This is a genomic window from Caballeronia catudaia, assembly GCF_001544755.2.
GTDB lineage: Bacteria > Pseudomonadota > Gammaproteobacteria > Burkholderiales > Burkholderiaceae > Caballeronia > Caballeronia catudaia.
Genome location: NZ_FCOF02000060.1, coordinates 1 through 23,565, shown reverse-complemented (window position 1 = coordinate 23,565; position 23,565 = coordinate 1). Strand labels below are relative to the sequence as shown.

The 23,565-nt window shown below is 61.1% G+C and carries 29 protein-coding genes; 17 read left to right on the top strand and 12 right to left on the bottom strand.

The window, feature by feature from the left end; translation table 11 throughout:
* Positions 1 to 3 precede the first annotated feature (3 nt).
* From AWB75_RS33030 to AWB75_RS33010, 5 genes are all read left to right on the top strand, one after another.
* A complete protein-coding gene (locus tag AWB75_RS33030) occupies positions 4 to 366 on the top strand; it encodes a (2Fe-2S)-binding protein (protein WP_061128182.1) in 363 nt (120 codons plus the stop codon).
* On the top strand, positions 356 to 1,762 hold the full coding sequence (locus AWB75_RS33025) for an FAD/NAD(P)-dependent oxidoreductase (protein WP_061128181.1): 1,407 nt from the start codon (positions 356 to 358) through the stop codon (positions 1,760 to 1,762). The genes AWB75_RS33030 and AWB75_RS33025 overlap by 11 nt, the downstream gene beginning before the upstream one ends.
* On the top strand, positions 1,755 to 2,924 hold the full coding sequence (locus AWB75_RS33020) for an NAD(P)/FAD-dependent oxidoreductase (protein ID WP_061128180.1): 1,170 nt from the start codon (positions 1,755 to 1,757) through the stop codon (positions 2,922 to 2,924). Before AWB75_RS33025 ends, AWB75_RS33020 begins: the two co-directional genes overlap by 8 nt.
* Positions 2,925 to 2,949: 25 nt before the next feature.
* Positions 2,950 to 3,303 carry a RidA family protein gene (locus AWB75_RS33015; RefSeq protein WP_014193962.1) on the top strand — a complete coding sequence of 118 codons (354 nt, stop codon included), beginning with the start codon at positions 2,950 to 2,952 and terminating at the stop codon, positions 3,301 to 3,303.
* Positions 3,304 to 3,495: 192 nt separating this feature from the next.
* Positions 3,496 to 4,749 (top strand): cation:proton antiporter, encoded by a 1,254-nt coding sequence (locus AWB75_RS33010; protein WP_061128179.1) that lies wholly within the window; start codon positions 3,496 to 3,498, stop codon positions 4,747 to 4,749.
* A 72-nt stretch (positions 4,750 to 4,821) separates the two neighbouring features.
* On the opposite strand, the gene AWB75_RS33005 is transcribed toward AWB75_RS33010, so the two are convergent.
* On the bottom strand, positions 4,822 to 4,983 hold the full coding sequence (locus AWB75_RS33005) for a DUF1328 domain-containing protein (protein ID WP_041732749.1): 162 nt from the start codon (positions 4,981 to 4,983) through the stop codon (positions 4,822 to 4,824).
* 284 nt (positions 4,984 to 5,267) lie between these two features.
* Complete coding sequence (locus AWB75_RS37460) at positions 5,268 to 5,447, bottom strand: hypothetical protein (RefSeq protein WP_143746602.1); 180 nt, start codon at positions 5,445 to 5,447, stop codon at positions 5,268 to 5,270.
* 52 nt (positions 5,448 to 5,499) lie between these two features.
* Here AWB75_RS37460 and AWB75_RS33000 point away from each other — a divergent pair, with 52 nt between their 5' ends.
* Both AWB75_RS33000 and AWB75_RS32995 read left to right on the top strand, forming a co-directional pair.
* Positions 5,500 to 7,416, top strand: a complete 1,917-nt coding sequence (locus AWB75_RS33000) for an AAA family ATPase (protein WP_061128178.1) — start codon at positions 5,500 to 5,502, stop codon at positions 7,414 to 7,416.
* 16 nt (positions 7,417 to 7,432) lie between these two features.
* Positions 7,433 to 7,603 carry a VOC family protein gene (locus tag AWB75_RS32995; RefSeq protein WP_235012364.1) on the top strand — a complete coding sequence of 57 codons (171 nt, stop codon included), beginning with the start codon at positions 7,433 to 7,435 and terminating at the stop codon, positions 7,601 to 7,603.
* Between the two features lie 65 nt (positions 7,604 to 7,668).
* Here AWB75_RS32995 and AWB75_RS32990 read toward each other — a convergent pair whose 3' ends face one another.
* The 3 genes from AWB75_RS32990 to AWB75_RS32980 all read right to left on the bottom strand — a co-directional run bounded on the left by AWB75_RS32990 (position 7,669) and on the right by AWB75_RS32980 (position 11,945).
* A complete protein-coding gene (locus AWB75_RS32990) occupies positions 7,669 to 9,045 on the bottom strand; it encodes an undecaprenyl-phosphate glucose phosphotransferase (RefSeq protein WP_061128177.1) in 1,377 nt (458 codons plus the stop codon).
* Between the two features lie 376 nt (positions 9,046 to 9,421).
* Positions 9,422 to 10,765 (bottom strand): MFS transporter, encoded by a 1,344-nt coding sequence (locus AWB75_RS32985; protein ID WP_096031710.1) that lies wholly within the window; start codon positions 10,763 to 10,765, stop codon positions 9,422 to 9,424.
* A 184-nt stretch (positions 10,766 to 10,949) separates the two neighbouring features.
* Entirely contained in the window at positions 10,950 to 11,945 is a 996-nt protein-coding gene (locus tag AWB75_RS32980; protein ID WP_061128176.1) for a GlxA family transcriptional regulator, read from the bottom strand.
* Between the two features lie 94 nt (positions 11,946 to 12,039).
* On the opposite strand from AWB75_RS32980, the gene AWB75_RS32975 reads away from it, so the two are divergent.
* Positions 12,040 to 12,408, top strand: coding sequence for a DUF2784 domain-containing protein (locus AWB75_RS32975; protein ID WP_061128175.1), 369 nt, complete (start codon positions 12,040 to 12,042; stop codon positions 12,406 to 12,408).
* A gap of 26 nt (positions 12,409 to 12,434) precedes the next feature.
* Here the strand turns inward: AWB75_RS32975 and AWB75_RS32970 are convergent, their stop codons facing one another.
* Positions 12,435 to 12,875, bottom strand: a complete 441-nt coding sequence (locus AWB75_RS32970; RefSeq protein ID WP_061128174.1) for a cupin domain-containing protein — start codon at positions 12,873 to 12,875, stop codon at positions 12,435 to 12,437.
* A 519-nt stretch (positions 12,876 to 13,394) separates the two neighbouring features.
* Between AWB75_RS32970 and AWB75_RS32965 the strand changes: the two genes are divergently transcribed.
* From AWB75_RS32965 to AWB75_RS32930, 8 genes are all read left to right on the top strand, one after another.
* Positions 13,395 to 15,218, top strand: coding sequence for a serine aminopeptidase domain-containing protein (locus AWB75_RS32965; RefSeq protein ID WP_061128173.1), 1,824 nt, complete (start codon positions 13,395 to 13,397; stop codon positions 15,216 to 15,218).
* Between the two features lie 328 nt (positions 15,219 to 15,546).
* Positions 15,547 to 15,804, top strand: a complete 258-nt coding sequence (locus AWB75_RS32960; protein WP_061128172.1) for a hypothetical protein — start codon at positions 15,547 to 15,549, stop codon at positions 15,802 to 15,804.
* A gap of 297 nt (positions 15,805 to 16,101) precedes the next feature.
* Complete coding sequence (locus tag AWB75_RS38950; protein ID WP_235012363.1) at positions 16,102 to 16,452, top strand: GntR family transcriptional regulator; 351 nt, start codon at positions 16,102 to 16,104, stop codon at positions 16,450 to 16,452.
* 347 nt (positions 16,453 to 16,799) lie between these two features.
* Positions 16,800 to 17,057: a hypothetical protein gene (locus tag AWB75_RS32950; RefSeq protein ID WP_061128171.1), complete on the top strand. Its 258-nt coding sequence runs from the start codon at positions 16,800 to 16,802 to the stop codon at positions 17,055 to 17,057.
* A 43-nt stretch (positions 17,058 to 17,100) separates the two neighbouring features.
* Positions 17,101 to 17,358 carry a hypothetical protein gene (locus tag AWB75_RS32945; protein WP_061128170.1) on the top strand — a complete coding sequence of 86 codons (258 nt, stop codon included), beginning with the start codon at positions 17,101 to 17,103 and terminating at the stop codon, positions 17,356 to 17,358.
* A gap of 45 nt (positions 17,359 to 17,403) precedes the next feature.
* Positions 17,404 to 17,661, top strand: coding sequence for a hypothetical protein (locus AWB75_RS32940; RefSeq protein ID WP_061128169.1), 258 nt, complete (start codon positions 17,404 to 17,406; stop codon positions 17,659 to 17,661).
* A 43-nt stretch (positions 17,662 to 17,704) separates the two neighbouring features.
* Positions 17,705 to 17,962, top strand: coding sequence for a hypothetical protein (locus AWB75_RS32935; RefSeq protein WP_061128168.1), 258 nt, complete (start codon positions 17,705 to 17,707; stop codon positions 17,960 to 17,962).
* A gap of 38 nt (positions 17,963 to 18,000) precedes the next feature.
* Positions 18,001 to 18,258 carry a hypothetical protein gene (locus tag AWB75_RS32930; RefSeq protein WP_061128167.1) on the top strand — a complete coding sequence of 86 codons (258 nt, stop codon included), beginning with the start codon at positions 18,001 to 18,003 and terminating at the stop codon, positions 18,256 to 18,258.
* A 130-nt stretch (positions 18,259 to 18,388) separates the two neighbouring features.
* Here the strand turns inward: AWB75_RS32930 and AWB75_RS32925 are convergent, their stop codons facing one another.
* The 6 genes from AWB75_RS32925 to AWB75_RS32895 all read right to left on the bottom strand — a co-directional run bounded on the left by AWB75_RS32925 (position 18,389) and on the right by AWB75_RS32895 (position 22,449).
* On the bottom strand, positions 18,389 to 18,868 hold the full coding sequence (locus tag AWB75_RS32925) for a hypothetical protein (RefSeq protein WP_061128166.1): 480 nt from the start codon (positions 18,866 to 18,868) through the stop codon (positions 18,389 to 18,391).
* Positions 18,869 to 18,900: 32 nt separating this feature from the next.
* Positions 18,901 to 19,221: a tlde1 domain-containing protein gene (locus AWB75_RS39590; protein ID WP_407642193.1), complete on the bottom strand. Its 321-nt coding sequence runs from the start codon at positions 19,219 to 19,221 to the stop codon at positions 18,901 to 18,903.
* A gap of 197 nt (positions 19,222 to 19,418) precedes the next feature.
* Positions 19,419 to 19,904, bottom strand: coding sequence for a DUF4952 domain-containing protein (locus AWB75_RS32915; RefSeq protein WP_143746600.1), 486 nt, complete (start codon positions 19,902 to 19,904; stop codon positions 19,419 to 19,421).
* Positions 19,901 to 20,665: a hypothetical protein gene (locus tag AWB75_RS37450; protein WP_143746598.1), complete on the bottom strand. Its 765-nt coding sequence runs from the start codon at positions 20,663 to 20,665 to the stop codon at positions 19,901 to 19,903. Before AWB75_RS37450 ends, AWB75_RS32915 begins: the two co-directional genes overlap by 4 nt.
* 2 nt (positions 20,666 to 20,667) lie before the next feature.
* Positions 20,668 to 21,234 carry a PAAR domain-containing protein gene (locus AWB75_RS32905; RefSeq protein ID WP_143746595.1) on the bottom strand — a complete coding sequence of 189 codons (567 nt, stop codon included), beginning with the start codon at positions 21,232 to 21,234 and terminating at the stop codon, positions 20,668 to 20,670.
* Positions 21,235 to 21,795: 561 nt separating this feature from the next.
* A complete protein-coding gene (locus AWB75_RS32895; protein ID WP_235012362.1) occupies positions 21,796 to 22,449 on the bottom strand; it encodes a PAAR domain-containing protein in 654 nt (217 codons plus the stop codon).
* 175 nt (positions 22,450 to 22,624) lie between these two features.
* Here AWB75_RS32895 and AWB75_RS32890 point away from each other — a divergent pair.
* Positions 22,625 to 23,565, top strand: a 941-nt coding sequence (locus AWB75_RS32890; protein WP_061128190.1) for an IS30 family transposase, incomplete at its 3' end; no start/stop codon positions are given.

The window sequence follows — 23,565 nt, the reverse complement described above, 5'->3', positions numbered from 1 at the left end:
GCCATGACAGTCCAATCGAATCACACGCTTTTCAGGCCGTTGAATGGCGCCGAAGCCGGCCATGTCGACATCTTTTTCAACGACGAAACGCTCTCCGTGCCCGCCGGCCGCTCGGTGGCGGCGGCGCTCTTCGCAGCGGGCATCTCGCGCTTTCGTGCGACGCCCGTCTCCGGTGCGCCGCGCGCGCCGTATTGCATGATGGGCGCGTGCTTCGAATGCCTCGTCGAGATCGACGGCGTGCCGAGCCGCCAGAGCTGCATGGTCGAAGTGAAAGCCGGGATGCGCGTGCGCTCGCAGGAAGGCGCGCGCGATCTGCCGCCCTCGGATTCCGTCGATGCTTCGCTGGAGAACGCGCATGGCCGCTGATTTCGATTCCGTCGCGGTGGATGTCGTCGTGGTCGGCGCCGGTCCCGCCGGCATGAGTGCGGCGACACGCGCGGCACGCGCGGGTCTTTCGACCGTGCTCATCGACGAGCAGGACGCCGTGGGCGGGCAGATTTATCGCGCGATCGGAAAGGCGGATGCGCGCCGCAAGGAAATTCTTGGACCCGACTACGCGGCGGGCGCGGATGTCGCGAAGGCGTTCGCCGCGTCGGGCGCGCGGCACGTGACGAATGCGAGCGTATGGCAGGTCACGCGCGAGCGCGGCGTCAATTATCTGAAGGACGGCAAGATCGGCGCGTTCGATGCCAAGCGCGTGATTCTCGCGAGCGGCGCGCTGGAGCGGCCGTTTCCGATTCCCGGCTGGACGCTGCCCGGCGTGCTGACGGCGGGCGCCGCGCAAATCCTCTTGAAGAGCGCGGGCGAAGTGCCCGCCGCGCCGCCGATTCTCGCGGGCTGCGGGCCGCTGCTCTATCTGCTCGGCTGGCAATACGTGCGCGCGGGCGTGCCGATCCGCGCGCTCGTCGATACGACGCGTCACGAAGACCGCTGGCGCGCGAAGCGTCATCTGCTGTCGGCGCTGCGCGCGTGGCCGTTTTTGTCGAAGGGATTGCAACTGATCCGCACGCTGCGCGAAGCAGGCGTGCCGATTTTCGAAGCCGCCGACGATTTGCGCGTCGAATCGCGCATCGGCACGGATCATGTCGAGCGCGCGGCGGCGCTCAAGTTTTCGACGCAAGGCGTCGCGCGTCGCATCGAAGCGGACGTGATTCTGCTGCATCAGGGCGTCGTGCCGAACACGCAGTTCACGCATGCGCTGCGGGCGACGCATCGCTGGGACGATGCGCAACTGTGCTTCACGCCCAAGGTCGATGCGTGGGGTGAGCTCGACGTGCCGGGCATTTTCGTCGCGGGCGATGGCGCGGGCATCGGCGGCGCGCAGGCCGCGGCGTTGCAAGGCACGCTCGCGGGGCTGGCTGCGGCGGCGCAACTCGGCGCGATCGACACGGCCAGGCGCGATGCCGAAGCCGCGCCGCTGCGACGCGCGCTCGCAAACGTCATGCGCATCCGGCCGTTTCTCGACAGCCTCTATCGCCCGCGCGAGATCAATCGCATTCCGGGCGACGAGACCATCGTGTGCCGCTGCGAAGAAGTCACGGCGGGCGAGCTGCGCAAGTTCGTCGAACTGGGCTGCGTCGGACCGAATCAGGCGAAATCGTTCGGGCGCTGCGGCATGGGTCCGTGCCAGGGACGCATGTGCGGTCTCACGGTGACTGAAGTCATCGCGGATGCGCGGCAGGTCTCGCCCGCCGAAGTCGGCTATTACCGCATCCGTCCACCGATCAAGCCGCTCACGCTCGGAGAACTCGCCGGTGAATGATGCGACCGACGTGCAGGAAGCGGATGTGCTCGTCGTTGGTGGCGGGCTGCACGGCACGAGCAGCGCGTTTCATCTCGCGCGGCGCGGCGCGAAGGTCATCGTGCTGGAAGCCGATTACGTCGCGCGTCATTCTTCGGGCGTGAACGCGGGCGGCGTGCGCACGCTCGGGCGCCCGCTGCCGGAGATTCCGCTCGCGCTGATGTCGCGCGAAATGTGGCACGGCATGAGCGATCTCATCGGCGAGGATGGCGGCTTCGTGCCGTCGGGCCAGTTGAAGATCGCCGAAACCGACGACGAACTCGAAGCCTGTCGCGAACGCGTCGCGCTGCTCGAATCGCGGGGCTTCACGCACGAGAAAGTGATCGACCGGCAAACGGTGCTCGAACTCGAACCGGCGCTCGCGCGGCATGTGACGGGCGGCATCTGGGTCGAGCGCGATGGTTACGCGCTGCCGTTTCGCACGACGACCGCCTTCCGGCTCGCCGCGCAAAAGCTCGGCGCGCGCTTTCTGGAAGGCGCGCCGGTGCGCCGCATCGAACAGCGTGGCACGCGCTGGTTCGCGACCACACCGCGCGGCACGTTCAGCGCGAAGCAACTGCTCGTCACGGCGGGCGCGTGGTCGGGCGAGCTGGCGAAACAGGTGAGCGAGCCGGTGCCGGTTCATCCCGAAGGCCTGATGCTGATGGTCACGCATCGCGTCGCGCCGTTCTGCCGCGCGACGCTCGGCGCGACGGGCCGGCCGCTCTCGTTCAAGCAGTTCGATAACGGCACCGTGGTGATCGGCGGGAAGCTGATCGGCATTGCGGATCTCGCGAATCGACACGGCGAAGTGGATTTCGTGCGTCTCGTGAAGAGCGCGCGCACCGTCACCGATCTGTTTCCGCATCTGCGCCATCTCGGCGTGAATCGCGCGTGGGCGGGCGTCGAGGCTTTTACCGAAGATGAATTGCCGGTGATTTCGGCGAGCCGCAAGGCATCGGATCTGTATTACTCGTTCGGCTATTGCGGCAGCGGCTTTCAGCTCGGGCCGGGCTGCGGCAAGCTCGTATCGGAACTGATGCTCGATGGCGCGCCGTCGATTTCGCTCGATGCGTTCGCCGTCGATCGATTCTCGCGCGGTGCGGTTTCTGTTGCGGGCGCATCGCAGTTGATCACGCATTGAACACACTTTTACCGGAGGAAATCTTATGAGCGATATCGTTCGCATCGACACCAATCAACGTATGAGCCGCGTCGTGAAGGCGGCGGGACTCGTGTTCATCGGCGGACAGACATCGGCCGATCAGACGCCCGATGTGAAACTGCAGACAGCGAAAGTGCTCGAGAAAATCGACGGCTTTCTCGACAAGGCGGGCATCGATAAAACGCGGCTGGTATCGGCGCAAGTGTGGCTCGCGGATATTGATCGGGATTTCGCGGGAATGAATGAAGTGTGGGATGCGTGGGTGCCGCAAGGGTGTGCGCCCACGCGGGCCACGGTGCAGGCGAAGCTCGCGTCGCCGGCGTTGCTGGTGGAGATTGCGGTGGTGGCGTTGGGGTGAATGTGATTTCGCGTATCCGGTAATCCGGAACATTTGCAGAATTAATACAAGGCGAGACCATTAGCGATTATTTTGAAGCCTGCGTTTTCAGCGGGCTTTTTTTTCGTTTTGAAACTTTGATACCGTTGCATCGTTGACATGCCCCTTCCCCGGCATCAGACTCCCGTCGTTCATTTTCCCGACGCTCGACCGATGCAAACCTCCCAGCTCTCCGTCTACTTCTTCGCCCAGGCCGCCGTGATCGTGCTTGCGAGCCAGCTCGTCGGCCGGCTCGCGCAACGTGTCGGTCAGCCGCAAGTGGTCGGCGAAATGATCGCGGGCGTGCTGCTCGGCCCGTCGCTCTTCGGCCTCCTGTTGCCGCAATGGCAGCAGGCGCTCTTCCCAAAACCGACGATGGGCGCGCTCTACGTCGCCGCGCAGCTCGGCATCGGGCTGTACATGTTTCTCGTCGGCACGGAGTTCCGCACGGATCACTTTCGCGCCCGCGCGAAGAGCGCGATGAGCGTGTCGCTCGCCGGCATCGTCGCGCCGTTCGCGCTCGCGTTCGCGCTCACGCCCTGGTTGCTCACGATCCCCGGCCTCTTCGGCGGGAAGGTGCGGCTCTACGAGGCGTCGCTGTTTCTCGGCGCCGCGATCGCGATCACCGCGTTTCCGATGCTCGCGCGCATCATCCACGAACGCGGGCTCACCGGCACGCCGCTCGGCACGCTGGCGCTGACCGCGGGCGCATGCGACGACGCCGCCGCATGGTGCATCCTCGCCATCGTGCTCGCGAGCTTCGGCGGCTCTTGGATCGGCGCGTATGCCGCGATCGGCGGCGGCGCGGCGTTCGCGCTCTTCATGATCTTCGCGGGCAGCAAGCTGCTGCGCCGGCTCGCCGTCGGACTGAATCCGAACGCGCCGCTGCCGACGAGCGTGCTCGCCACGGTATTGGCGCTGTTCTCGCTGTGCGCGTTCGCGATGGACGCCATCGGCATCCACGCGGTCTTCGGCGGCTTTCTGCTCGGCGTCGCGCTGCCGCGCGGCCCGCTCACGACGAAGCTGCGCGACATGCTGCAGCCCTTCGTCGTCGTGTTCCTGTTGCCGATGTTCTTCGCCTACTCCGGCCTCAACACGCGGCTCGACATGCTGATGGACCCGGCCATCCTCGTCGCCGCCATCGCGATCCTGATCGCGTCGTTCGGCGGCAAGGGCATCGCGTGCTGGGCAGCCGCGCGAATGAACGGCGAGAATGCAAGCGACGCCATGGCGATCGGCGCGCTGATGAACGCCCGCGGCCTGATGGAACTCATCATCATCAACATCGGTCTCGCGGCGGGCGTGATCCTGCCGGGACTCTTCTCGATCCTCGTTCTGATGGCCGTGCTCAGCACGTTGATGGCCACGCCGCTCTTCAACTGGATCGTGCGACGCCAGGCAGCGCCGCATTCGGCCGTTGTGCGATAACGGCATCGCACGACGAGGCGCCGCGCGACACGAATCGCACGGCGCCCGACATGACCGCTGACAACGGCGGCGTCAGCGTCGCATGAGGCCCATCACCAGCGTCACGAGGAAGATCACGAGGAAGATGAAGAACAGGATTTTCGCGATGCCCGCGGCCCCCGCCGCAATGCCGCCGAACCCGAGCGCGGCCGCAATGATCGCGATGACGAAAAAGACCAGTGCGTAATACAACATGATGATTTCTCTCCTGTAGATTGGGTCCGCGCGCCCCATGTGCGCGGACCGTAACCAGCCGGAAGCAAGCAGTATTCCTTACCGGATGGAGCAATGTTTTCTGCCGTGATATTCTTGGCCTCGTCCTGCATCGCCATCGCTCCTGCTATTCAAGCGCGAGCGCGGATCATCCGCCTTTCACTGCCGTCAAGAAGACCCGTCGTCTGCCGTTAATTAAAAGAGGGACGCAAGTCTGAAAGGGCGCGGTGACGCTCGTTCGCGCGCTGTTCCGCGTTATCGAATGGTCATGCTTTAAGGGCACCATTCCAGCGGAGCACTTCCCATAAAAGGGCCATGCTCGCATGGTTGACGATCTGCGGTTCAAGGTCGATCGCTTCGCCGTCTTGAGCATTCAAGCCACACGCGGGCATCCCACCACCGAGGCACACCGAAGCATCAACAGAGACACGTTCGGATGCTTTCATCCGACGAAAGATTGAACGGTGCCGCCTTCGCGGCCCCATCAGGAAAAAATTGATGAAACCGGCAAGGAATTCGCTTCGGTCACGCGCTGGCCGTTATATCGCGTTGATTGTGTTGTTGGCTGCGCTCGTGGCGGGTGCGAGCTTCCTGCATTGGCGTCAGGCGGCGCATCAGGCGGCGTCGCAAGCCACGGCGCTGACGGGCGTCGCGAGTCAGATGCGTCATGACGCGTCGGCGTGGGCGCATCGGGAAAAAGATGCATCGGAAATGCTGACCGACATCCGCGAGCGCAATGTCGCGACGATCGGCGTCAGCCCCGACGCGATCCTCGTCTCCACGGTCAAGGGCGAAAAGTATTATGTCGCCGACCATAACGGCGCGTTCTCGAATGCGCTTCTGCTCGGCGAACTGAAGCCCGACGCGGCAACGCCGTATCAACTGGTCTGGCTGCCCGACGCCAACGTACACACCGGCTACGCGCGCTGGAGCGAAATGTTCGACCGTTCGCGCGACGCGCTGAGCCTGCTGCTGCCCTTGCTGATGGTCGGCGGCCTGCTCTGGTTCATGCGACGTGAAATGCGCGGCGGCGCGCAACTGCTCGGCACGTCGCCGACGCTGCGTTTCGATGACGTCATCGGCGCAGGCGAAGCGAAAGCCGCGCTCAACGACGTGCGCGCATGGCTCACCGAGCCCGAACAATTTACCGGCATGGGCGTGCGCGCGCCGTGCGGCATCCTGATGACGGGCGGGCCGGGCGTCGGCAAGACGCGGCTCGCGCAGGCGCTCGCGGGCGAATGCGGTGCGAACTTCATCGCGATCACCGGCAGCTATTTCAGCGCGAAGTATTACGGCGTCGGCATCCAGAAGGTGAAGCATCTCTTCGAGCTCGCGCGCAAGAACGCGCCGACCGTCATCTTCATCGACGAAGCCGACGGCCTCGGCAAGCGCACCGATACCGGCGGCGGCCCGGTCGAAGCGGAGAGCAATCGCATCATCAATCAACTGCTCGCGGAGATGGACGGCTTCGCGTCGAACGAAGGAGTGATCATCGTCGCGGCGACGAATCATCCGGACAATCTCGACGAAGCGATGCGCCGCCCGGGGCGCTTCGACCGCACCGTGCAGGTGCGTCTGCCGAGCCTCGACGACCGCGCGGAAATCCTGCGCTTCTACGCGGCGAATCTGAAGACGAAAAGCGACGACATCGACTTCGATCAGCTCGCGCGCCTGACGACGGGCCTTTCGCCGGCCACGCTGTCGATGATCTGCAACCAGGCGGGTCTCGTCGCGCGCAAGGCGGGCGAGCGCCAGGTCGGCGCGAAGCATTTCATGGAAGCGATCAAGATTGCGCGCATCGGCGATATCAACGGCGCGGAGCGCGCCTTGTCCGACGACGAACGCACGCGCATCGCGGTGCATGAAGCCGGTCACGGTCTCGTCGCGGCGCTGCTCGGCACGGGCGTGCTCGAAGAAGTGACGATTCTTCCGCGCGGCGGCGCGCTGGGCGTTGCGCTCATCACGAAGATGCAGGACAAGCATCTCTACCGCGAAACGGAATTGCGCAACGAAATTCAGGTGCTGCTCGGCGGCCGCAACGCGGAGCTGCTGATGTTCGACGAAGCGTCGAGCGGCGCGGCAAGCGATCTCCAGGAAGCGTCGCGGATCAGTCTCGACATGGTGTCGAAGTTCGGCTTCAACGCCGACGGCAATCTGTTCAGCCTCGCGTCGCTGCCGCAGCAGTATGCGGGCTTGCAACTGAAGAATTCGATCGAGCACGCGAACACGCTGCTGCACGATCTGAGCGGCGAATGCTACGCGCTGTTGCAGGCGAACGAGCCGGTGCTGCGCGCAATCGCGAACGAGTTGCTTGAATCGGAAACCGTGCCGGGCGAGACGGTTTATCGTCTGATCGAGGAACATGCGGCGGCTGTCGCGAAAGTGGAAGCCGTGACCGAAGTGCTGGCTGCCTGAAACCGGAGGCATCGACATGCCTGATGCGTATCGCAGCAAAGGATTGTCCAGCGCGCTGTCGTATCAGGACCCGAAGGCCGCGTTCCGCTGGCTCGAAGCCGCATTCGGTTTCGAGCCGATGTTCGTCATCCTCGATGCCGACGGCAATCTCGCGCACTCGGAGATGTCGCAGTCGAGTCCGGATTAGACGCTTCTTCGATTCTGAAAAGGACGATTTCGAGCGCCGCTTCGAACGAACGGTCGATGAGCGAATCAATATGCGTTGATGCTGCGCAGCCCGTTGAAAATCGTCGCGGCGATGATCCGCATATCCAGCGCGAACGACCAGTTCCCCAGATAGTACAAATCGTGGGCCACGCGCGCTTCCATCTTTTCTATCCTGTCCGTCTCGCCGCGAAAGCCGTTCACCTGCGCCCAGCCGGTGATGCCCGGCTTGATGCGGTATCGATGGATATATCCCGACACGACCTTCCGATAGAGGTCGTCATGTTCCAACGCGTGAGGACGCGGCCCCACCACGGACATATCGCCACGCAGCACGTTGAAGAACTGCGGCAGTTCGTCGAGGCTCGTGCGGCGCAGGAACGCGCCGACGCGCGTCACGCGCGAATCGTTGCGCGTGGCCTGGCTGAGCACGCCGGCCTCTTCGGTGTGCATGTGCATCGAGCGAAACTTGTAGATGGTAAAGACACGCCCGTCCGCGCCCTTGCGCCGCTGCCTGAACAGGACAGGGCCGGGCGAACTGAACTTCACCGCAATGGCGATGCCGATCAAAAGCGGCGCGACGGCGCAAATCGCGGCGAGTGCGAAGAGCCGGTCGAAGACTTCTTTTTGCAGCAGCGCGCGCTGCGAAAGCGGAGAGACCACGAGATTGATGGCGGCGACGCCCAGCAGCTCGCTTACGTTGCTTTCGAAAAGCGCGAGACTGCGCACGTCGGGGATGAAGCGCACGTTGACGAGGTCTTCACGAAACTCGTTCACGAAGCGCAATATGGTCCGGTCCTGCGACAACGGCAACCCGAGCCACACTTCGTGCACACGCTGCTCGCGGACATGACTCACGAAGGCGTCGAAGTCATCGAAGACGGGAACGCGCGCGGTCATCGGTACATCGGGCGAAGCGTTGAATACGGCGATCGTGCGAAAGCCCGAATGACTCGCGCGCTCTATCCTTTTCATGATCGATTCGCAATGCCTGCCACTGCCGACGATAGCCACCTGATGAAAATTCATGCCGGCGTGGCGCATGCGCCCGAGCACCGCATGCGTGGCGAGGCGCCCGCCGATCATGAACGCTACCGAGATCGCGGTCCAGTACGCGAACCACAAGCGCGAGACATGATCGAGCCGATGCAGCGAAAACATCAGCACGAGCACGCACGCCTGCACGATCAGCCAGACGAGCGACACGCGACTCGCCAGCACGAGCTTGCTGCGTCCGCGCCATGACTCGTAGACACCGAAGCCCGGAAACAGCAGCAACGAAAACGCCGCTGAAAATGCGGCGAACGGCATGTAATAGCCGGGCTCGGCAATGTGCTCGAATCTGATTCCCGACGCGATGGCCGCGCCCCACACCACCATGACGACATCGAAAAGCCGTGCCAGCAATCCGTGTATATCGCGCATGTCCACCTCGATTCGAGAACGCCGTAAGTGCGGTCTAAGCTGCTATTCGTGTGACGGTTGCCTGCAATGGCGAGTCGTGCCCAATCAGGCCGATCAGATGCTTTTCTGAAACGCGTTCTTTACGTGACGCCGCTTGCGCGGCTCATCATCGGCGAAAGGAATGACGGTGACGTGAAGCAGACGATGCCCCGCGCATAGTTCAGTCGATTGACCTTCCGACCAGCAGTGCGGCGCGAACATCCACTATAGATGGCATTCGGGACGGATAGTTCTCTATAAAGCCATATATCGCGATCGTTTGCACGACGGACAAAAAGAAGGCGCGTGTTCATGCACGCGCCTTCTTTCAATTCTCCTGCGTTAATCCATGCCGATATCACTCGTCGGCTAACGGCGCGTGCGAGGTTTCGCGGCTCGCAAGCATTGCGACGAGCGCTACGCCGGACGCCCCGACCAGATACCATGCCGGCGCGAGCTTGCTGCCCGTCGCGCCGATGAGCCATGTCGCAACGAGCGGCGCGGTGCCGCCGAACAGCGCGTTCGCCGCGTTGAAGCAGAATGCAAAGCCGCTGTAGCGCACACGCGTCGGGAATATCTCCGAGAGGAAGCATGGCAGCGTGCCGTCGTTCATCGTGAGGAGCACGCCGAAGGCGACCTGGATCGCGACGATCATCGCAAAGCTCGCGCCCGCCAGTCCCTTGAAAAGCGGCACCGTCAGCACGGCGAAGAGAATCGATGCGCCGATCAGCATCGACTTGCGTCCCACGCGGTCCGACAACGCGCCCATCACGAAGATCAGGCCGATGTATGCCGCGAGCGATATGGTCGCCGCAATGAACGAGGCCGTCTCGCTCATGCCCATTTCCGTGGAGAGATACGTCGGCATGTAGCTCAGCACGAGATAGAACGCCACCGCATTCAGGCACGTCGCACCGAAGGCGATCAACATTCGCCCGCGATGCTTCGACAGCAATTCGGCGATCGGCGCTTGCGCGGCATGGTGGCTGCGCTCCATCGCCTTGAAACGCGGCGTGTCCTCCAGCTTCACGCGGATATAACGTCCGATGAGCCCGAACGGCGCGGCAAGCAGGAACGGCAGACGCCAGCCGAACGACTGCAATTGCTCGCTCGTGAGCGCGGCGTGCATCAGCGCGACGAGAATCGAGCCGAACAGCAGGCCCGCCGCCGTGCTCGCGGGCACGATGCTCGTGTAGATGCCGCGGCGCTTGTCCGGCGCGTATTCGGCCAGAAAAGCAGCCGCGCCCGCATATTCGCCCGAAGCGGAGAAGCCCTGCACCACGCGCACGAGGAGCAGAAGCGCCGGCGCGAGCACGCCCACTTGCGCATACGTCGGCAGCAAGGCAATCAGAAAGGTCGAGCACGACATGATGAGAATCGAAAGCGACAGCGACGTGCGCCTGCCGATCCTGTCGCCCACGTGACCCCACACGATGCCGCCTATCGGCCGCACGATGAACGAGATCGCGAACACGCCGTAAGTGGCGAGCAGTCCCGTCGCGCCATCGGTCTTCGGAAAGAACACGACGGCGATGATCGTCGCCAGATAGCCATACGACGCATAGTCGAACCACTCGACGAAGTTGCCGATGAAGCTCGCGCAAGCGGCACGCTTCAACAGCTTCGGGTCGACTTGCGTGCTCTCCTCATGCGACGCCCGAGGCATCGCGACCTGCGCATTTACCGCTCGTTCCGTGTTCATCCACTGTCTCCCGACATGATGATGCGATTTCGTACCGTCCGACGGCCGCGCCGCCGGTTCGGGCATCGCGCGTTCAGGCCGCGATGAAGTGAATGGTAGGAGCCTCGCGGGTTCGAACATTTTTCGAATCGACGCCAAAATTCGCGTTTTCGACATCGCGGGTTAACCACGAACGAGATGCTTTTTAGAGCGCCTTTTGATAGCGCCGGCGATCGGCTATCGGCGAGATATGGAATTGCGCCTTGTAGCGCGTCGAAAAGTGAGTAAGCGACGTGAAGCCGGTCCGTGTGCAAACTTCTTCGAGCGAGCGCGCGGTGCGGTACAGCAACTGCCGCGCACGCAGCAGCCGTATCTCGAGATAGGCCTGTGCGGGCGTCTTGCCGAGGCGCTCGTTGAACCAGCGTTCGAGTTGGCGTTGCGAAACCTTCACGAATGCTGCGATCTCCGCGATGCTGAGCGTCTCCTCGATATTGCTTTCCATGACTTGCAACGCTTCGTCGAGCTTGGCGTGTGCATCGCCGATGTATTGCCTGAGCGACGTCACCTGCCGCTCTTCATGGCCGCGCCGCTCCGCGACGAGCAATTCGAGCACGCGCGCGGCAAGCGCGGCGCTGCCGGGCGGCAGCGCGAGCAGATGCACCATCAGATCGAGCGGCGCCACGCCGCCGCTGCACGTGTAGCGGTCGCGATCCACTTCATATAGCCGGTTCGACACGGTGAGCTTCGGGAACTGTTCGAGCAGCGTGTCCTGATCTTCCCAGTGAATCGTGCAGCGATAGCCATTGAGCAGGCCCGCGCGCGCGAGGAAATAGCTGCCCGTATCGAGGCCGCCGAGCGCGCTGCCGCGACGCGCCTGCAGGCGCAACCAGTCCATGATCGCGCCGATGCCCTTGCGCGGGATCGGGTTCGGTCCGACGACGAAAACCGCGTCGTAGCCGTTGGCCTCGGGCATGGCGATATCGGGCATCACGCGGATACCATCGCTGGAGCGCACGACATCGCCATTGCCGCCGATCAGCGTGTACTCGTAGACCGTGCGCTCGACGAGCATATTGGCGATACGAAGCGGATCGACCGCCGCGCCGAGCGCGATCAGCGAGAAGTTCTCCAGAAGCAGAAAGCCGATTCGCATCACGCGCAGATCGTGCAAGGCGGGATTGGCATGCTTTCTTTTTGGCATGGAAGGTCGATCGGAACGGTTGTGAGCCTCGACCGATCATAGCGTCAGGAGGTAATGCGATGGATGGGCGCGGTAAACCTGCTGGCAAAGCCACATGATCTGGCTCGCCAATACGATTCTCGTGCTGCACGCGCTGATCGTGCTTTTCATCGTCGGCGGTTTGATCGCGATATGGACCGGCGCGGCGTTACGACGAACGTGGGTTCGGAACCGCGCGTTTCGGACGATGCATATCGGCGCGATCGGTATCGTCGCGATGCTCGCAGTCGTCGACATTCCTTGCCCGCTCACCGTCATGGAAGATCGGCTGCGCGCCCGAGCGTCCGGCGCGCAAGGCTTCGTACAGCGCTGGGTCAGCGCATTCCTGTATTTCGACTTCCCGGTCTGGGTGTTCACGCTCGCCTATGTGGCCTTCTTTCTCGCGGTGGCGATCACGTGGCGGCGCATTCCGCCGCGATCATGAGCCCATGCCGATTGCGCTTCGGCGAGTCAGAGCGTAGAGCGCGAGAGATGGCCCGCCGGCTTGCTGCTGAACTTGCGGCTCACCTTCAACGCGAACAGCACCGGCTTCGACATATGCGGACGCAGGATGGCGTGCTTGCGTACATAGCGCGGGACGCACCATTCCGAGCGCGTGCCGGCGTAGAAGAGCGCGGCGTGGCCGGCGCGCAGCGTGCACGGTTCCTGGCCTTCGGCCGTGATGATCACTTCGCCTTCGATCACGTAGATCGTTTCGTCTTCGTGGAAATACCAGTTGAAGCGGCCAGCCGTGCAGTCCCAGACCCATGACGTTGTCGTGGTGTCGAGGCTTTGGGACCATCGGCCGCTGCGTGCGACAGGATTGCCTTCGAGGATCCATGCCGGATCGATCGGATCTGGTTCGAGCAAGACATCGTCCAGATGGACTGACTCGAAAACAGGTGTTGTCATGGAGGCTCCTTTACCGTTCTTGATGATCGATCGTTGTCGGAGCGATCCAGGTCGCTCCAGGTTATGCCTTACAAAGACATTACATCAATGAATTGGTTCAGCGTCCGTTTTCAGATTCGCCTGGCAAACGTTTGCCAGACGTAAGGACGCGATGAAGCTTGCCGAACGGCTGCAACCCATAATGAGAAACGCGGTTTTCAATCCGTTCACCGGCGTCGTCGCTGCCATTTCATTTGGATGCCGAATTAAAACGGACATGCGATTAACTCGCATTCAAGCAAACCCTTAAATCGATATCCGTCTACCTGAAACAACAGCCGCTCCGTATTTTGTTCGCCACCGCACCGATACGGAAAATGGATAAGAGGTTTAATCTGGCGAAACGTGCAACCAGAAGCTCAAGAAAATGCGCGACACAAAAATCAATATCAGCCGCTCAGGGAAAGACGAGTTTGCCAGGAACGCTTTTTGCACAAGCGTCGCTGCGCCTCTCGATGGCCGGGAGCGCGGAGGCAACTCATGACGCCAATCGTCTTTGGTGGACGCTTCGGCTGGCTTCATGCCGGCGAAGGAAAGCACGGCGTCGTACTGTGCAATGCATTCGGACATGAAGAGGCGTGGGGCCACAAGGCCATGCGTTATCTGGCCGAAGAATTGTCCCGGCACAATATTCCAGTCTTGCGTTTCGACTATCTCGCAACGGGCGATTCTGTCGGCATCGATCACGAAGGCGATCGGCTCGACGGCTTCGTCGCGGATATCGGCGCGGCTGTCGAGTGTCTGCGCAAACGAACGGACGTATTCACGGTGACGTTATGCGGCGTGCGTCTTGGCGCAACGCTTGCAGCGCTCGCATCGAATCATCCACTGGTGGATTCGCTTGCCTTGCTTGCGCCCGTGATGAATGGACGCCGCTATCTGCGCGAGCTCACGGCAATGCGCAAGACGTGGGTCGAGAATGTGCCCGTCGTCGTGCGGGCCGCGCAGATCGATTCGCCTTTTCACGTGCTCGGGCAGGTCTATAGCGATGCGTTCCGCAATCGCCTGAACGGCTTCGATCTCGGCAAGGCCATGAGCCGTCAGTCCGCGATGCCGCGACGCGCGTTCGTCGCCGATCCGTTGCCCGGCGCGAGCCAGGCGCTACTCACTGCGCTGCGCGATCGCAATGTCGAAGTCCACGCGGATACGTTCGACGACTACTTCGACTTCATGCAGGAGACGGCGTCGTCGATACTGCCCCGCAAGACGCTCGAGCGAGCCGCGCAATGGATCGCGGAAAGCGCGAGCGAAAGCCGTGGCGGCGATCTCGCGCACGTCCGGACCAGAAAGGCCACGCGGCCGAACATGAGCGACGACGCGATCATCGAAACGCCGGAAGCCATCGAGCGGCCGGTGATCTTCGGCGCGGCGGGCCTCTTCGGCATCTTGTGCGAGCCGCGCGGCCGGCTCGCGGGCGGTCCGGTCATCGTCATCACGAATACGGCGGGCACCGTGCATCACGGCGACAGCCGCCTTTCCGTGCGGATCGCGCGCGACATGGCGCGGCGCGGCATTGCGTCGTTGCGCCTCGATGCGCGCGGCATCGGCGACAGCCCCGCGCGCTCGCCGGATGGCACGCTCGAAGCGACGGTGTCGATTCATGCACAGACCACGATCGAGGATGTCGCGACCGCGGCCGCCTGGCTCAAGCGCAAGGGCTACGACACGGTCGTCATGTTCGGCATCTGTTCGGGCGCGTATAGCGCGGTGCGCGCATCGCTGGTCGAGCCGGCCATCGGAGCCGTCATCGCGGTGAACCTGCAAGGCTTCTACATTCCGGAAAGACTGACCTTGCAGGAGCTCAGGGCCCGCAGACGCAACACGATGGCCCGTCTCGGCCCGGCCATCCTCAAGCCGGAGAAGTGGTGGCTGGTGCTGAGCGGCAAACGCGGTCTGAAGCCGATCGTCAAGGCTTTCGTGTCTCATGCCGCGGCGCGTCTGCATTCGCAAGTGGCGGGCGTGTCGCGCGGCAAACCCGGCAACGCCGCCGAGAAAACGCCCGTGCATCCGCACGAAGTCGTTCACGCGCTCGAGCGCAAAGGCGTTCGCACGCTTCTCGTGTACGGCGCGGGCGACGAAGGTCTCGAACTGCTCAACGCGCATTTCGGCAGGCACGGCAAAAAGCTCTCGCGTCTGACGAAAGTAAAGGCCGCGGTTTGCATGGATGTCGATCATGCGGTCTACGACACGCGAGCATTCGCGAGCGTCATGGCGCTGTCCGAGACGTTCATCAAGGATCTGCACCCGGGAAGCGTGCCCGTCAGGGAGACGGTTCCGCCTCTGGGCGTGTCGCAGCAGATGTGAAGGAGACCGGCGAAGTCCGACAAGAAAAAACGATCGCGGACTGCTCGTGCGTAAAAGCGCGATGCAGTCCGCGATTATTTTGGGCCCACGTGTCTTGCATCAACCGACTATCTTCCGCGTGCTGTCATTCGACAGCCGACACACTATCTCGGCGCGGCATCATCCGAATCGATCGCAATTCGCACGCGTTGCGCGAAAATCGCTTTTCCATCAAGACACTGGATTAACCGAACGGATCTTCCATAGGCGCTTGGCACGGCCCTCGCATAGGTAGCTGCGAGCGCAACGATTGGTGCTCACCCCAACCCAACCACTTAGGAGATTCATCATGTTGAAGATCGACAACCTGGCCGTCGCGAAAGAACTCGACCGTGAAGAAATGGGCGCCATCGTCGGCGGCTCGAGCATCTTCCAGAACAACGGCGTCAACGCCAACTACAACGGCGGCTTCTCGTTCGCCAGCCCGCAAACCAACATCGCTCCGGTGACGCAGGTCGACGCTTCGACGCAGACGGACGTCGACGTGAAGACCATCACGAAGTCGCTCGACGCAGTCGGCAGCCTGCTCGGTGGTGTGAAGCTGTAAGCAGCGCCCGCGAAGGGAGAGGGCACAACGGTGCTGCCTTCTCCCCTTCTCTTCTGACGCTTCGTCAGTTCCATCGGCCATCGCGCGCAACGCGCGAATCGAAGTTCGGCCAGTTCGAAAATTCCCACGCAACGCTTCTAAGGGCAATCGCCTAGTTGAGAGCCGTTTTTTTGAACCCCTACGGTGCTACATCGCTGCACGCATTAGATACACAGGCTTGTGCCGCGCATCTGGACAAGGGCTACTTTCTGGAACCCGCGATCTTCGCCGATGTTCCGCCCGAAAGCTGAAGGCCTCGTGACCATTCTTCCGAACCGCACGACGCTCGTCACGCCGTTCGAGATCGAGGAATTCCCGAAGTACATTTCCGCGCTGGACCTCATTCAGCGCGCGGTCACGCGCCTCGCGGCGCTCTATCGGACGGAAAGCGATCTCGCGCGCATCCGCAAGGCCGACGACACCTACAAGGGCTTGCACATGGCGATCGCGCATGCGGCGAACAACGCGTACTTCATCGGCTATTACGAGCGGCTGCTTGGCGAAGGGCAGCGCCTGCTGCATCTGCGTTTCGACTACACGGTGAGTTCGCCGTCGACGACGAAGCCCGGACGCGACCACGCCGATATCATCGACGCTATCGCGCGCTAGGATGCCGATGCCGCGAGCAGCTCGCCCACGAACAAACGATGCTGTTCCAGAGCGCTTCCTCGACTACATGCGCCAGAACATGACCGAATCGATGGCGATTCTGTAGCCTGTCTGTCGCGCACCGACACGTTCCCGCATTCCGTCTTCCGCCAGCCAACGAAGCGATCCCCCGGCGATTCGCGCAATCGCCCGGGCATCGCGCAGGCATCCGAAAATTCCTCTTCGATTCAACGAGTTGGATTAACCGAATAGATCTTCCAGCCGCTCCTGGCACAGCCCTCGCATATGTAGCTGCGAGCGCAACGATTGGTGCTCATCCAACCGACCCGACACCCAGGAGCTACATCATGCTGAAGATCGAAAACCTCGCCGTTAGCAAAGAACTCGACCGCGCCGAAATGGGCGCCATCGTCGGCGGCGCGAGCATCTTCCAGAACAACGGCGTCAACGCCAACATCAACGGCGGCTTCTCGTTCGCCAGCCCGCAGACCAATGTCGCTCCCGTGACGCAAGTCGATGCCTCGCAACACCTCGACGTCGACGTGAAGAACATCACCAAGTCGCTGGCTTCGGTCGGCAGCCTGCTCGGCGGCGTGGCCGTCTGATCACTGAATGATCCATCCAGCCAAACCACTCAGGAGACTCATCATGTTGAAGATCGAAAACCTCGCCGTTAGCAAAGAACTCGGCCGTGCAGAAATGGGCGCCATCGTCGGCGGCACGAGCATCTTCCAGAACAACGGCATCAACGCCAACGTCAACGGCGGCTTCTCGTTCGCGAGCCCGCAAACCAATGTCGCTCCGGTGACGCAAGTCGATGCTTCGCAACACCTCGACGTCGACGTGAAGAACATCACCAAGTCGCTGGCTTCGGTCGGCAGCCTGCTCGGCGGCGTGGCCCTCTGATCAACGATTCATCCATCCAGTCAAACCACACTCAGGAGACTCATCATGTTGAAGATCGAAAACCTCGCAGTCAGCAAAGAACTCGGCCGTGCAGAAATGGGCGCCATCGTCGGCGGCACGAGCATCTTCCAGAACAACGGCATCAACGCCAACGTCAACGGCGGCTTCTCGTTCGCGAGCCCGCAGACCAACATCGCTCCGGTGACGCAAGTCGACGCTTCGACGACGACGAACGTCGACGTGAAGAACATCACCAAGTCGCTGGCTTCGGTCGGCAGCCTGCTCGGCGGCGTGGCCCTCTGATCACCGATTCATCCATCCAGTCAGACCATTCAGGAGAAACATCATGTTGAAGATCAAAACCCTCGCAGTCAGCAAAGAACTCGACCGTGCGGAAATGGGCGCAATCGCCGGCGGCACGAGCATCTTCCAGAACAACGGCGTCAACGCCAATGTCAACGGCGGCTTCTCGTTCGCCAGCCCGCAGACCAATGTCGCGCCCGTGACGCAAGTCGATGCCTCGCAGCACACCGATGTCGACGTGACGAACATCACCAAGTCGCTCACGACGGTCGGCAGCCTGCTCGAAGGCGTGAAGCTCTGAGCCCTCAATCATTCATTCAAGTCATCAGGAGAAACATCATGTTGAAGATCGAAAACCTGGCAGTCAGCAAAGAACTCGGCCGCGCTGAAATGGGCGCCATCGTCGGCGGCGCGAGCATCTTCCAGAACAACGGCATCAACGCGAACTCGATTACCGGCTTCTCGTTCGCCAGCCCGCAGATCAACGTCGCGCCGGTGACTCAGGTCGACGCATCGCAGTACACGAAGGTCGACCTGACGAACGTCACGAAGTCGATCGACGCCATCGGCAGCCTGCTGCACGGCGTGAAGGCGTAAGGCAACATCGGCGACAGGAGAGGGAACAACTGCGCTTCCTTCTCCTCTCGCGATTCACCTCGGCGCCGACACCACTTCGAGCGCCACGAGATTCGAAACGTACCGCCCCGCCATGACGCGCACGTTCGCACTATGCTGCCCTATCTTGCGAACCCTCACGAAGTCGACGCATGCAAAGCAACGCAGCGAGAGAAACCGCAAACAAGACTATCCAGCACGTCACAAGCGAAGCCGGCAAATACAGCGGTTCGAAATCATCGGGGGCCTCTTTGAATTGAACGCGACCGATTACCCCATCGATTATCCAATGGGCAAGCAGGTAACCGCCGACGAAGGTGAGCCATGTCAGACCCAAAAAGAGCAACGTACGCTGTGTGATCTTGCGCATGACCCGGGCGGTAACGAGCATGATCAGAATCGCGACGATCCAATGCAGAAGAAGGCTTCCGAGTATGCTCGCATCGATAACATCTTCGGGCGCGAGATCGTCAATGCCGGAAGCACCCAATGTCGAGCGCACGGATATCTCCATCCAATAGGGCATCATGCCTGATCTGCTAACGACAAAACGTGTCATCGCCAGGCCGAACGCGAATGACGTAAGGAACATCGCGGTAGTCCTCGCGGCACCTATTGCGCAATTCATCTTACCTCCACCGTCCCATATGCCTTGAGGGAAGACCCCGGCACGGAGATCAGTGGCGGCGACCTCCTGATGAATCGTTGCAACAATTCGAACTCGGCAGGATTCACGAGTGTGATGCAACCTTCGCTAAGCTCTCGTTCTCCTACCGGGTGTAGCCGAAAATTGCGGCGCATCACGCCGTTTATGTTCGTGATATCTCCGGTTTTTGGATTCCAAAGCGTGAACCACTTTCGATGGTCGGTTGACCCGATCCTTGGCGCAATGCTGTCGCGCAGGCCTCCAAGATTCCCCCCTGACTGGCGTCCACAAGAAAGTATTCTCCGCGCGGGATCGGTCCGATCCCTTCGGATGCGACCTCCGCAGGGTTGTCCCCTTGCTCACCGGGTGATATAGCGCAGTGCGTAGCGCAGACCAACAGCAGCGAACCTGCGACAAAGATGCATCCCTCGAGTAAGGGTTTGCTCCTTCTAAAGTCACGATCAACTGTTGCTTCGGCTTGCTGTCGGTCACTGCGTCAGGGTATATCAAGATAATGCGAGACCGTCAAAGTTGCATAGGGTATCTTCGCGAAGTCTCTCTTCTGATTCACCATATGACCGTCGATGTATGCTTCCGCGAACATGTTGACCTCGAAGTGCGATCCGCGCTTGTCTTTGTAGTAGCCCCGTGGCGCGTCCCACTGGCAGCACGAGAACCGAAGGTTCTCCCACTCTGCCCAGGTGGCCAGCCACGCATCGACCTTCTCGATGTCCTTCCCTTGGACACGGTAAGTCGCCTCGAAGCCCGGCATTTTAGGTTCGTCCGAAACGACAGACTTGCAGCCGATGAACGTCACATCGGGACGCGCATGACCAATCTCTTTAAGGTAATCGCCGCATGCAAGCGGCGGCTCTGCGGTAACGGCCGATGCAGCACTAGGCATTGTCCGAACGTCTGCTGCGCTGTCCGCTGAGGCTATCGACAACAGACAAGACAGGCTGAGAATTGCCAGTCGTTTCACTTAGTCACCTCTAATAGAGCTACATACTTTCCATCGGTATTAGGGAGCCGATGCGAAATCAGGAAGTTATAGACCGTGTTCCACCGATCGATGTCATAAACCGTCACGCAGCCATCCGACAAGTGCCCGATATGAACGTATCGCGACGAGTTACCCGCTCCGCTCTGTAACTCTATAGGAAACCAAACATCATTCGCCTTTATCTTTCCGGGATATGTGTTGCGATAGCCTTCAGTAGATGTTTTGGCGTGAGAGTAGTCAGGCGCCATGATTCGATAAGTGCCTGGTGGGATGGGGGTGAAGGTGCTATCCCAGGCGCTATTGAGCGTTACAGTGATGTCCTGACCACCAACCGTCAGTGTGGCCCACTGCTGAAGACGACGCCCCTTAAAAGGCGAGTTCTCCTCGCTCATGCGGCCATACCGTACTCTAAGAGTTTCGGTCGATTTCGTGCTGGGTGTTTTTTGCAGGTATTCTTTCGCTGCCTTGCTGTTCATCGATACAACCTTACCCTTTGCGATACCCCCGTCCAGTACTTGGAAGTATGTCCGGTCACCTTCATCTTTAACCAGTGCGACCTTTGTGTATTCGCAAAGGCTTTTTCTCTCACCTGTTGATTCCAGACGCACATCCACCCAACCGTGGGTGTCCTCAGGCAATCGGATATAGCGAATATCGACGGTTACATGATGTCTGCTATCTGGATTAGGGTTCGTAGTCGTGCGACGGTTGCTAATGTAATCAACGTAGGGATCAGCCATCTTTAGACGACCAGTTCAATGTCCATGTAAATCGGTTTGTTCGAAGAGACACGCGTGGTTTCACCCTTGGCGTTCGAGACGCCTTCGTAGATGTCGCCCGCCTCAGTCGTGATGCGGTATCGCAGACCCGCGATCGGGTTGCCTCTCTCATCCTGCAAGACAATCAGTTCGTCGTAGCTTTGCGCGGGCGATGGCGCTGAGGCTGACGCAAGGTTTTGTGCGACCGATGAGGTTCGCGGCGAGTTGGGTGTATCGAAGACGATCCAATCCGTCCCATAGGCGGCGATGATCGCCGGTTTGGTGTCGCAGTTGCATACCACACGGTCGCTGCCGACCGCCTGAAACAGACCGCCTTCGTACAAGCGAGCGCCGAAGTCACAAGGCGCTCCGCGGATGATGCGTCCAACCGTTTTGCATACCCCGCAATACGCGTTATCGCCAATCATCGACATGCGACGAAGGCGTCCCTTGTCGTCTTTGATAAAGCTGGTGCTGCTCCCAGCCATTACGTAACTGTCCATGCTCCCGGTGAGTCGATCACCTTCTACTGCTGAAAAGAACTGTCCCATCGCACTACACCATAAGCTCGACAACAATACCTATCCGGCTATCCGCATACACACGTTGCGTCGCACCCTGCGAATCCGTGACGCCTTCGAAGACTCGCCCGTCGTCCACAATGAGCTTGTAGCGAAGACCCGCGACGGGGTTTCCTCCCTCGTCGCGCAGAACGACTAGCTCGTCATAGGACAGTTCCTTAGCCGCTGACGAACTGCTCGGGCCACTCCGCCGTTCGACATGTGTGCCGCCCTCAGACGTGAAGCTCTGCCACATACGGCGCTCGGCATAGAACACCGGAGGCGGACTGCACCCGCAGATATTCACGTCTCCGCTAAGCGCCCACTGCCTTCCGTTAGGCCCGGTTCCGGGATGCCGTCGCCCGCGCGGCGCGATGTAGCCGGTTTGCTTACATGCCGAACAGTATGTGCTCATGCCAAGCGTGGCGATATGAACGCGCGGCGGCGGATTCGAACATGTAACGTTCTTGAGGCCCTGCGTAATGACGGCCCTGTCTGCACGATCCCCTTGGGCCAAAAATGCGCGCTTAAACATTGGATCATGTCCTTCGGTCAGGCGGTCGTCGTGTCTGCTACCGCTTCGAAGGTCCCCGAGCACGCGACACCTTTGCGTTCCGGGCTGTCTGTGATGACATCGCCGTTGTCGAGGAGGCTGCCGACATAGCCCAGCGGTTTGAACATTGAGCCGGTCTTGAGCGCAAGGCCTGTGACGATTCGTGCCGTCGAGCCGTCTGGGTAATGGATGACGTCGCCGATCTCGGCAGCGTGCCCCAAGCCATCGATGTCCCACCAACCTGACGTTTCATGAAGCACGCCGCCGCGCGCCGTGGTCGAGCCGCGCATCGCGAGTCTAAAGCCCTGGGGCTGAGGCGGCACGACATAAGATGGATCGAACAGGCCCTCAATGACTTCGCCTTCTTCGACGTGGATACCGTGTTCCTCCATAAGCGACTTGACGATGCGATCACCGTTGCTCAGGCTGCTACCGACCAGCGCGTAAGGCACAACCCCGTTTGTCAGCGCATACCCTGCGCCGTCCGTGATGACGGCCTCGCTACCATCCGAGTAGCGGACGATGTCTCCGACCAAGGCGACGCGCAATCCAAGTATCTCGGCTGCGCCCGAAGCTTTGGACACGAACCCGCCGCGTTCGGTACGTGAGCCGATCGAGGCAAGCAGGTAGGTCTTTTTGCCAGATGCTGTCATTTTTTTGTCCCTTGATGTAGTCATTAGTAGAAGCAACAAACTAACTGATCGGGCAAACAGATACGAGGAATTGGCTCGTCAAGTTTTGTCAAGCTTGCTGATTAGACGCACATGATTGTTTTGGGGGGCGGCCTCAAAAGCGAGGTGCAACACCTATCTCGTATAAGGTGTTGCAATGCCCGACAAAACTACTTCATACCAGCACCTTCAACCTGAAGAACGCCTCGCCATCGCAAGCCTACGACTGCAGGATGTGAGCATTCGGGCCATGGCCCGAATGCTCGGGCGCTCGCCGTCCACCGTGAGCCGTGAACTGACACGGAACAGTTCTCCTGCTGGCTACGCATCAGTGCCTGCTCAAGCGCTGTGCGCCTCCCGCCGTAGCGCTGGTCGCCGCCCCGCCAAGCTTTGCCCGCAAAGCGTTTGCTGGCGAGTCGTGCTCACCCTGCTCGAGTGGAAGTGGTCGCCCCAGCAGATATCGGGCACACTTAGGCGCATGTATCCGACCGATCCGACCCAGCACGTATCGCATGAAACCATCTACACGGCTATCTACGCTCAGCCGCGCGGCGAATTGCGCCGCCAGTTGATTGCCTGCCTGCGCCACGGCCACAGCACCCGTATGTCCCGCACGCGCGGTACAGACCGACGCGGGCAGATTCCCGACATGGTCAGTATCCACGTGCGCCCGCCCGAAATCGAAGACCGCCTGCTGCCCGGTCATTGGGAAGGCGACTTTATCAAGGGCGCCGGAAATCAATCCTCTGTTGGCGTGCTCGTCGAGCGCACCAGCCGCCTGGTGCTGCTTGCCAAGATGCAGGACGCAACCGCCGCCTCTGCTCTGGCGGGCTTCTCGGCCAAACTCAATTCGATTCCCGAACCCCTGCGCCAGAGCTTTACGTACGACCAGGGCAAGGAACTCACGCGGCATCAAGAACTCGCCGCCGCCACCGGCGTAAGCGTGTACTTCTGCGACCCGCACAGTCCCTGGCAACGCGGGACCTGCGAAAACACCAACGGATTGCTGCGACAGTACTTACCTAAGGGCACCGACCTCTCGGTCTACACTCAGGACGAGCTCGATGCCATCGCCGACAGCCTGAACAGCCGGCCGCG

Coding starts and splice junctions, on each gene's coding strand:
- AWB75_RS33000 (WP_061128178.1), top strand. CDS start 5,500: ATGAAACCGGCAAGGAATTCGCTTCGGTCACGCGCTGGCCGTTATATC.
- AWB75_RS32895 (WP_235012362.1), bottom strand. CDS start 22,449: ATGACAGCATCTGGCAAAAAGACCTACCTGCTTGCCTCGATCGGCTCA.
- AWB75_RS32965 (WP_061128173.1), top strand. CDS start 13,395: ATGACGCCAATCGTCTTTGGTGGACGCTTCGGCTGGCTTCATGCCGGC.
- AWB75_RS32935 (WP_061128168.1), top strand. CDS start 17,705: ATGTTGAAGATCAAAACCCTCGCAGTCAGCAAAGAACTCGACCGTGCG.
- AWB75_RS32950 (WP_061128171.1), top strand. CDS start 16,800: ATGCTGAAGATCGAAAACCTCGCCGTTAGCAAAGAACTCGACCGCGCC.
- AWB75_RS32985 (WP_096031710.1), bottom strand. CDS start 10,765: ATGAACACGGAACGAGCGGTAAATGCGCAGGTCGCGATGCCTCGGGCG.
- AWB75_RS32970 (WP_061128174.1), bottom strand. CDS start 12,875: ATGACAACACCTGTTTTCGAGTCAGTCCATCTGGACGATGTCTTGCTC.
- AWB75_RS32925 (WP_061128166.1), bottom strand. CDS start 18,868: ATGTTCCTTACGTCATTCGCGTTCGGCCTGGCGATGACACGTTTTGTC.
- AWB75_RS32990 (WP_061128177.1), bottom strand. CDS start 9,045: ATGCGCGATATACACGGATTGCTGGCACGGCTTTTCGATGTCGTCATG.
- AWB75_RS32905 (WP_143746595.1), bottom strand. CDS start 21,234: ATGGGACAGTTCTTTTCAGCAGTAGAAGGTGATCGACTCACCGGGAGC.
- AWB75_RS33030 (WP_061128182.1), top strand. CDS start 4: ATGACAGTCCAATCGAATCACACGCTTTTCAGGCCGTTGAATGGCGCC.
- AWB75_RS37460 (WP_143746602.1), bottom strand. CDS start 5,447: ATGAAAGCATCCGAACGTGTCTCTGTTGATGCTTCGGTGTGCCTCGGT.
- AWB75_RS33005 (WP_041732749.1), bottom strand. CDS start 4,983: ATGTTGTATTACGCACTGGTCTTTTTCGTCATCGCGATCATTGCGGCC.
- AWB75_RS32995 (WP_235012364.1), top strand. CDS start 7,433: ATGCCTGATGCGTATCGCAGCAAAGGATTGTCCAGCGCGCTGTCGTAT.
- AWB75_RS32960 (WP_061128172.1), top strand. CDS start 15,547: ATGTTGAAGATCGACAACCTGGCCGTCGCGAAAGAACTCGACCGTGAA.
- AWB75_RS32940 (WP_061128169.1), top strand. CDS start 17,404: ATGTTGAAGATCGAAAACCTCGCAGTCAGCAAAGAACTCGGCCGTGCA.
- AWB75_RS32930 (WP_061128167.1), top strand. CDS start 18,001: ATGTTGAAGATCGAAAACCTGGCAGTCAGCAAAGAACTCGGCCGCGCT.
- AWB75_RS33010 (WP_061128179.1), top strand. CDS start 3,496: ATGCAAACCTCCCAGCTCTCCGTCTACTTCTTCGCCCAGGCCGCCGTG.
- AWB75_RS32980 (WP_061128176.1), bottom strand. CDS start 11,945: ATGCCAAAAAGAAAGCATGCCAATCCCGCCTTGCACGATCTGCGCGTG.
- AWB75_RS32975 (WP_061128175.1), top strand. CDS start 12,040: ATGATCTGGCTCGCCAATACGATTCTCGTGCTGCACGCGCTGATCGTG.
- AWB75_RS32945 (WP_061128170.1), top strand. CDS start 17,101: ATGTTGAAGATCGAAAACCTCGCCGTTAGCAAAGAACTCGGCCGTGCA.
- AWB75_RS37450 (WP_143746598.1), bottom strand. CDS start 20,665: ATGGCTGATCCCTACGTTGATTACATTAGCAACCGTCGCACGACTACG.
- AWB75_RS33015 (WP_014193962.1), top strand. CDS start 2,950: ATGAGCGATATCGTTCGCATCGACACCAATCAACGTATGAGCCGCGTC.
- AWB75_RS33025 (WP_061128181.1), top strand. CDS start 356: ATGGCCGCTGATTTCGATTCCGTCGCGGTGGATGTCGTCGTGGTCGGC.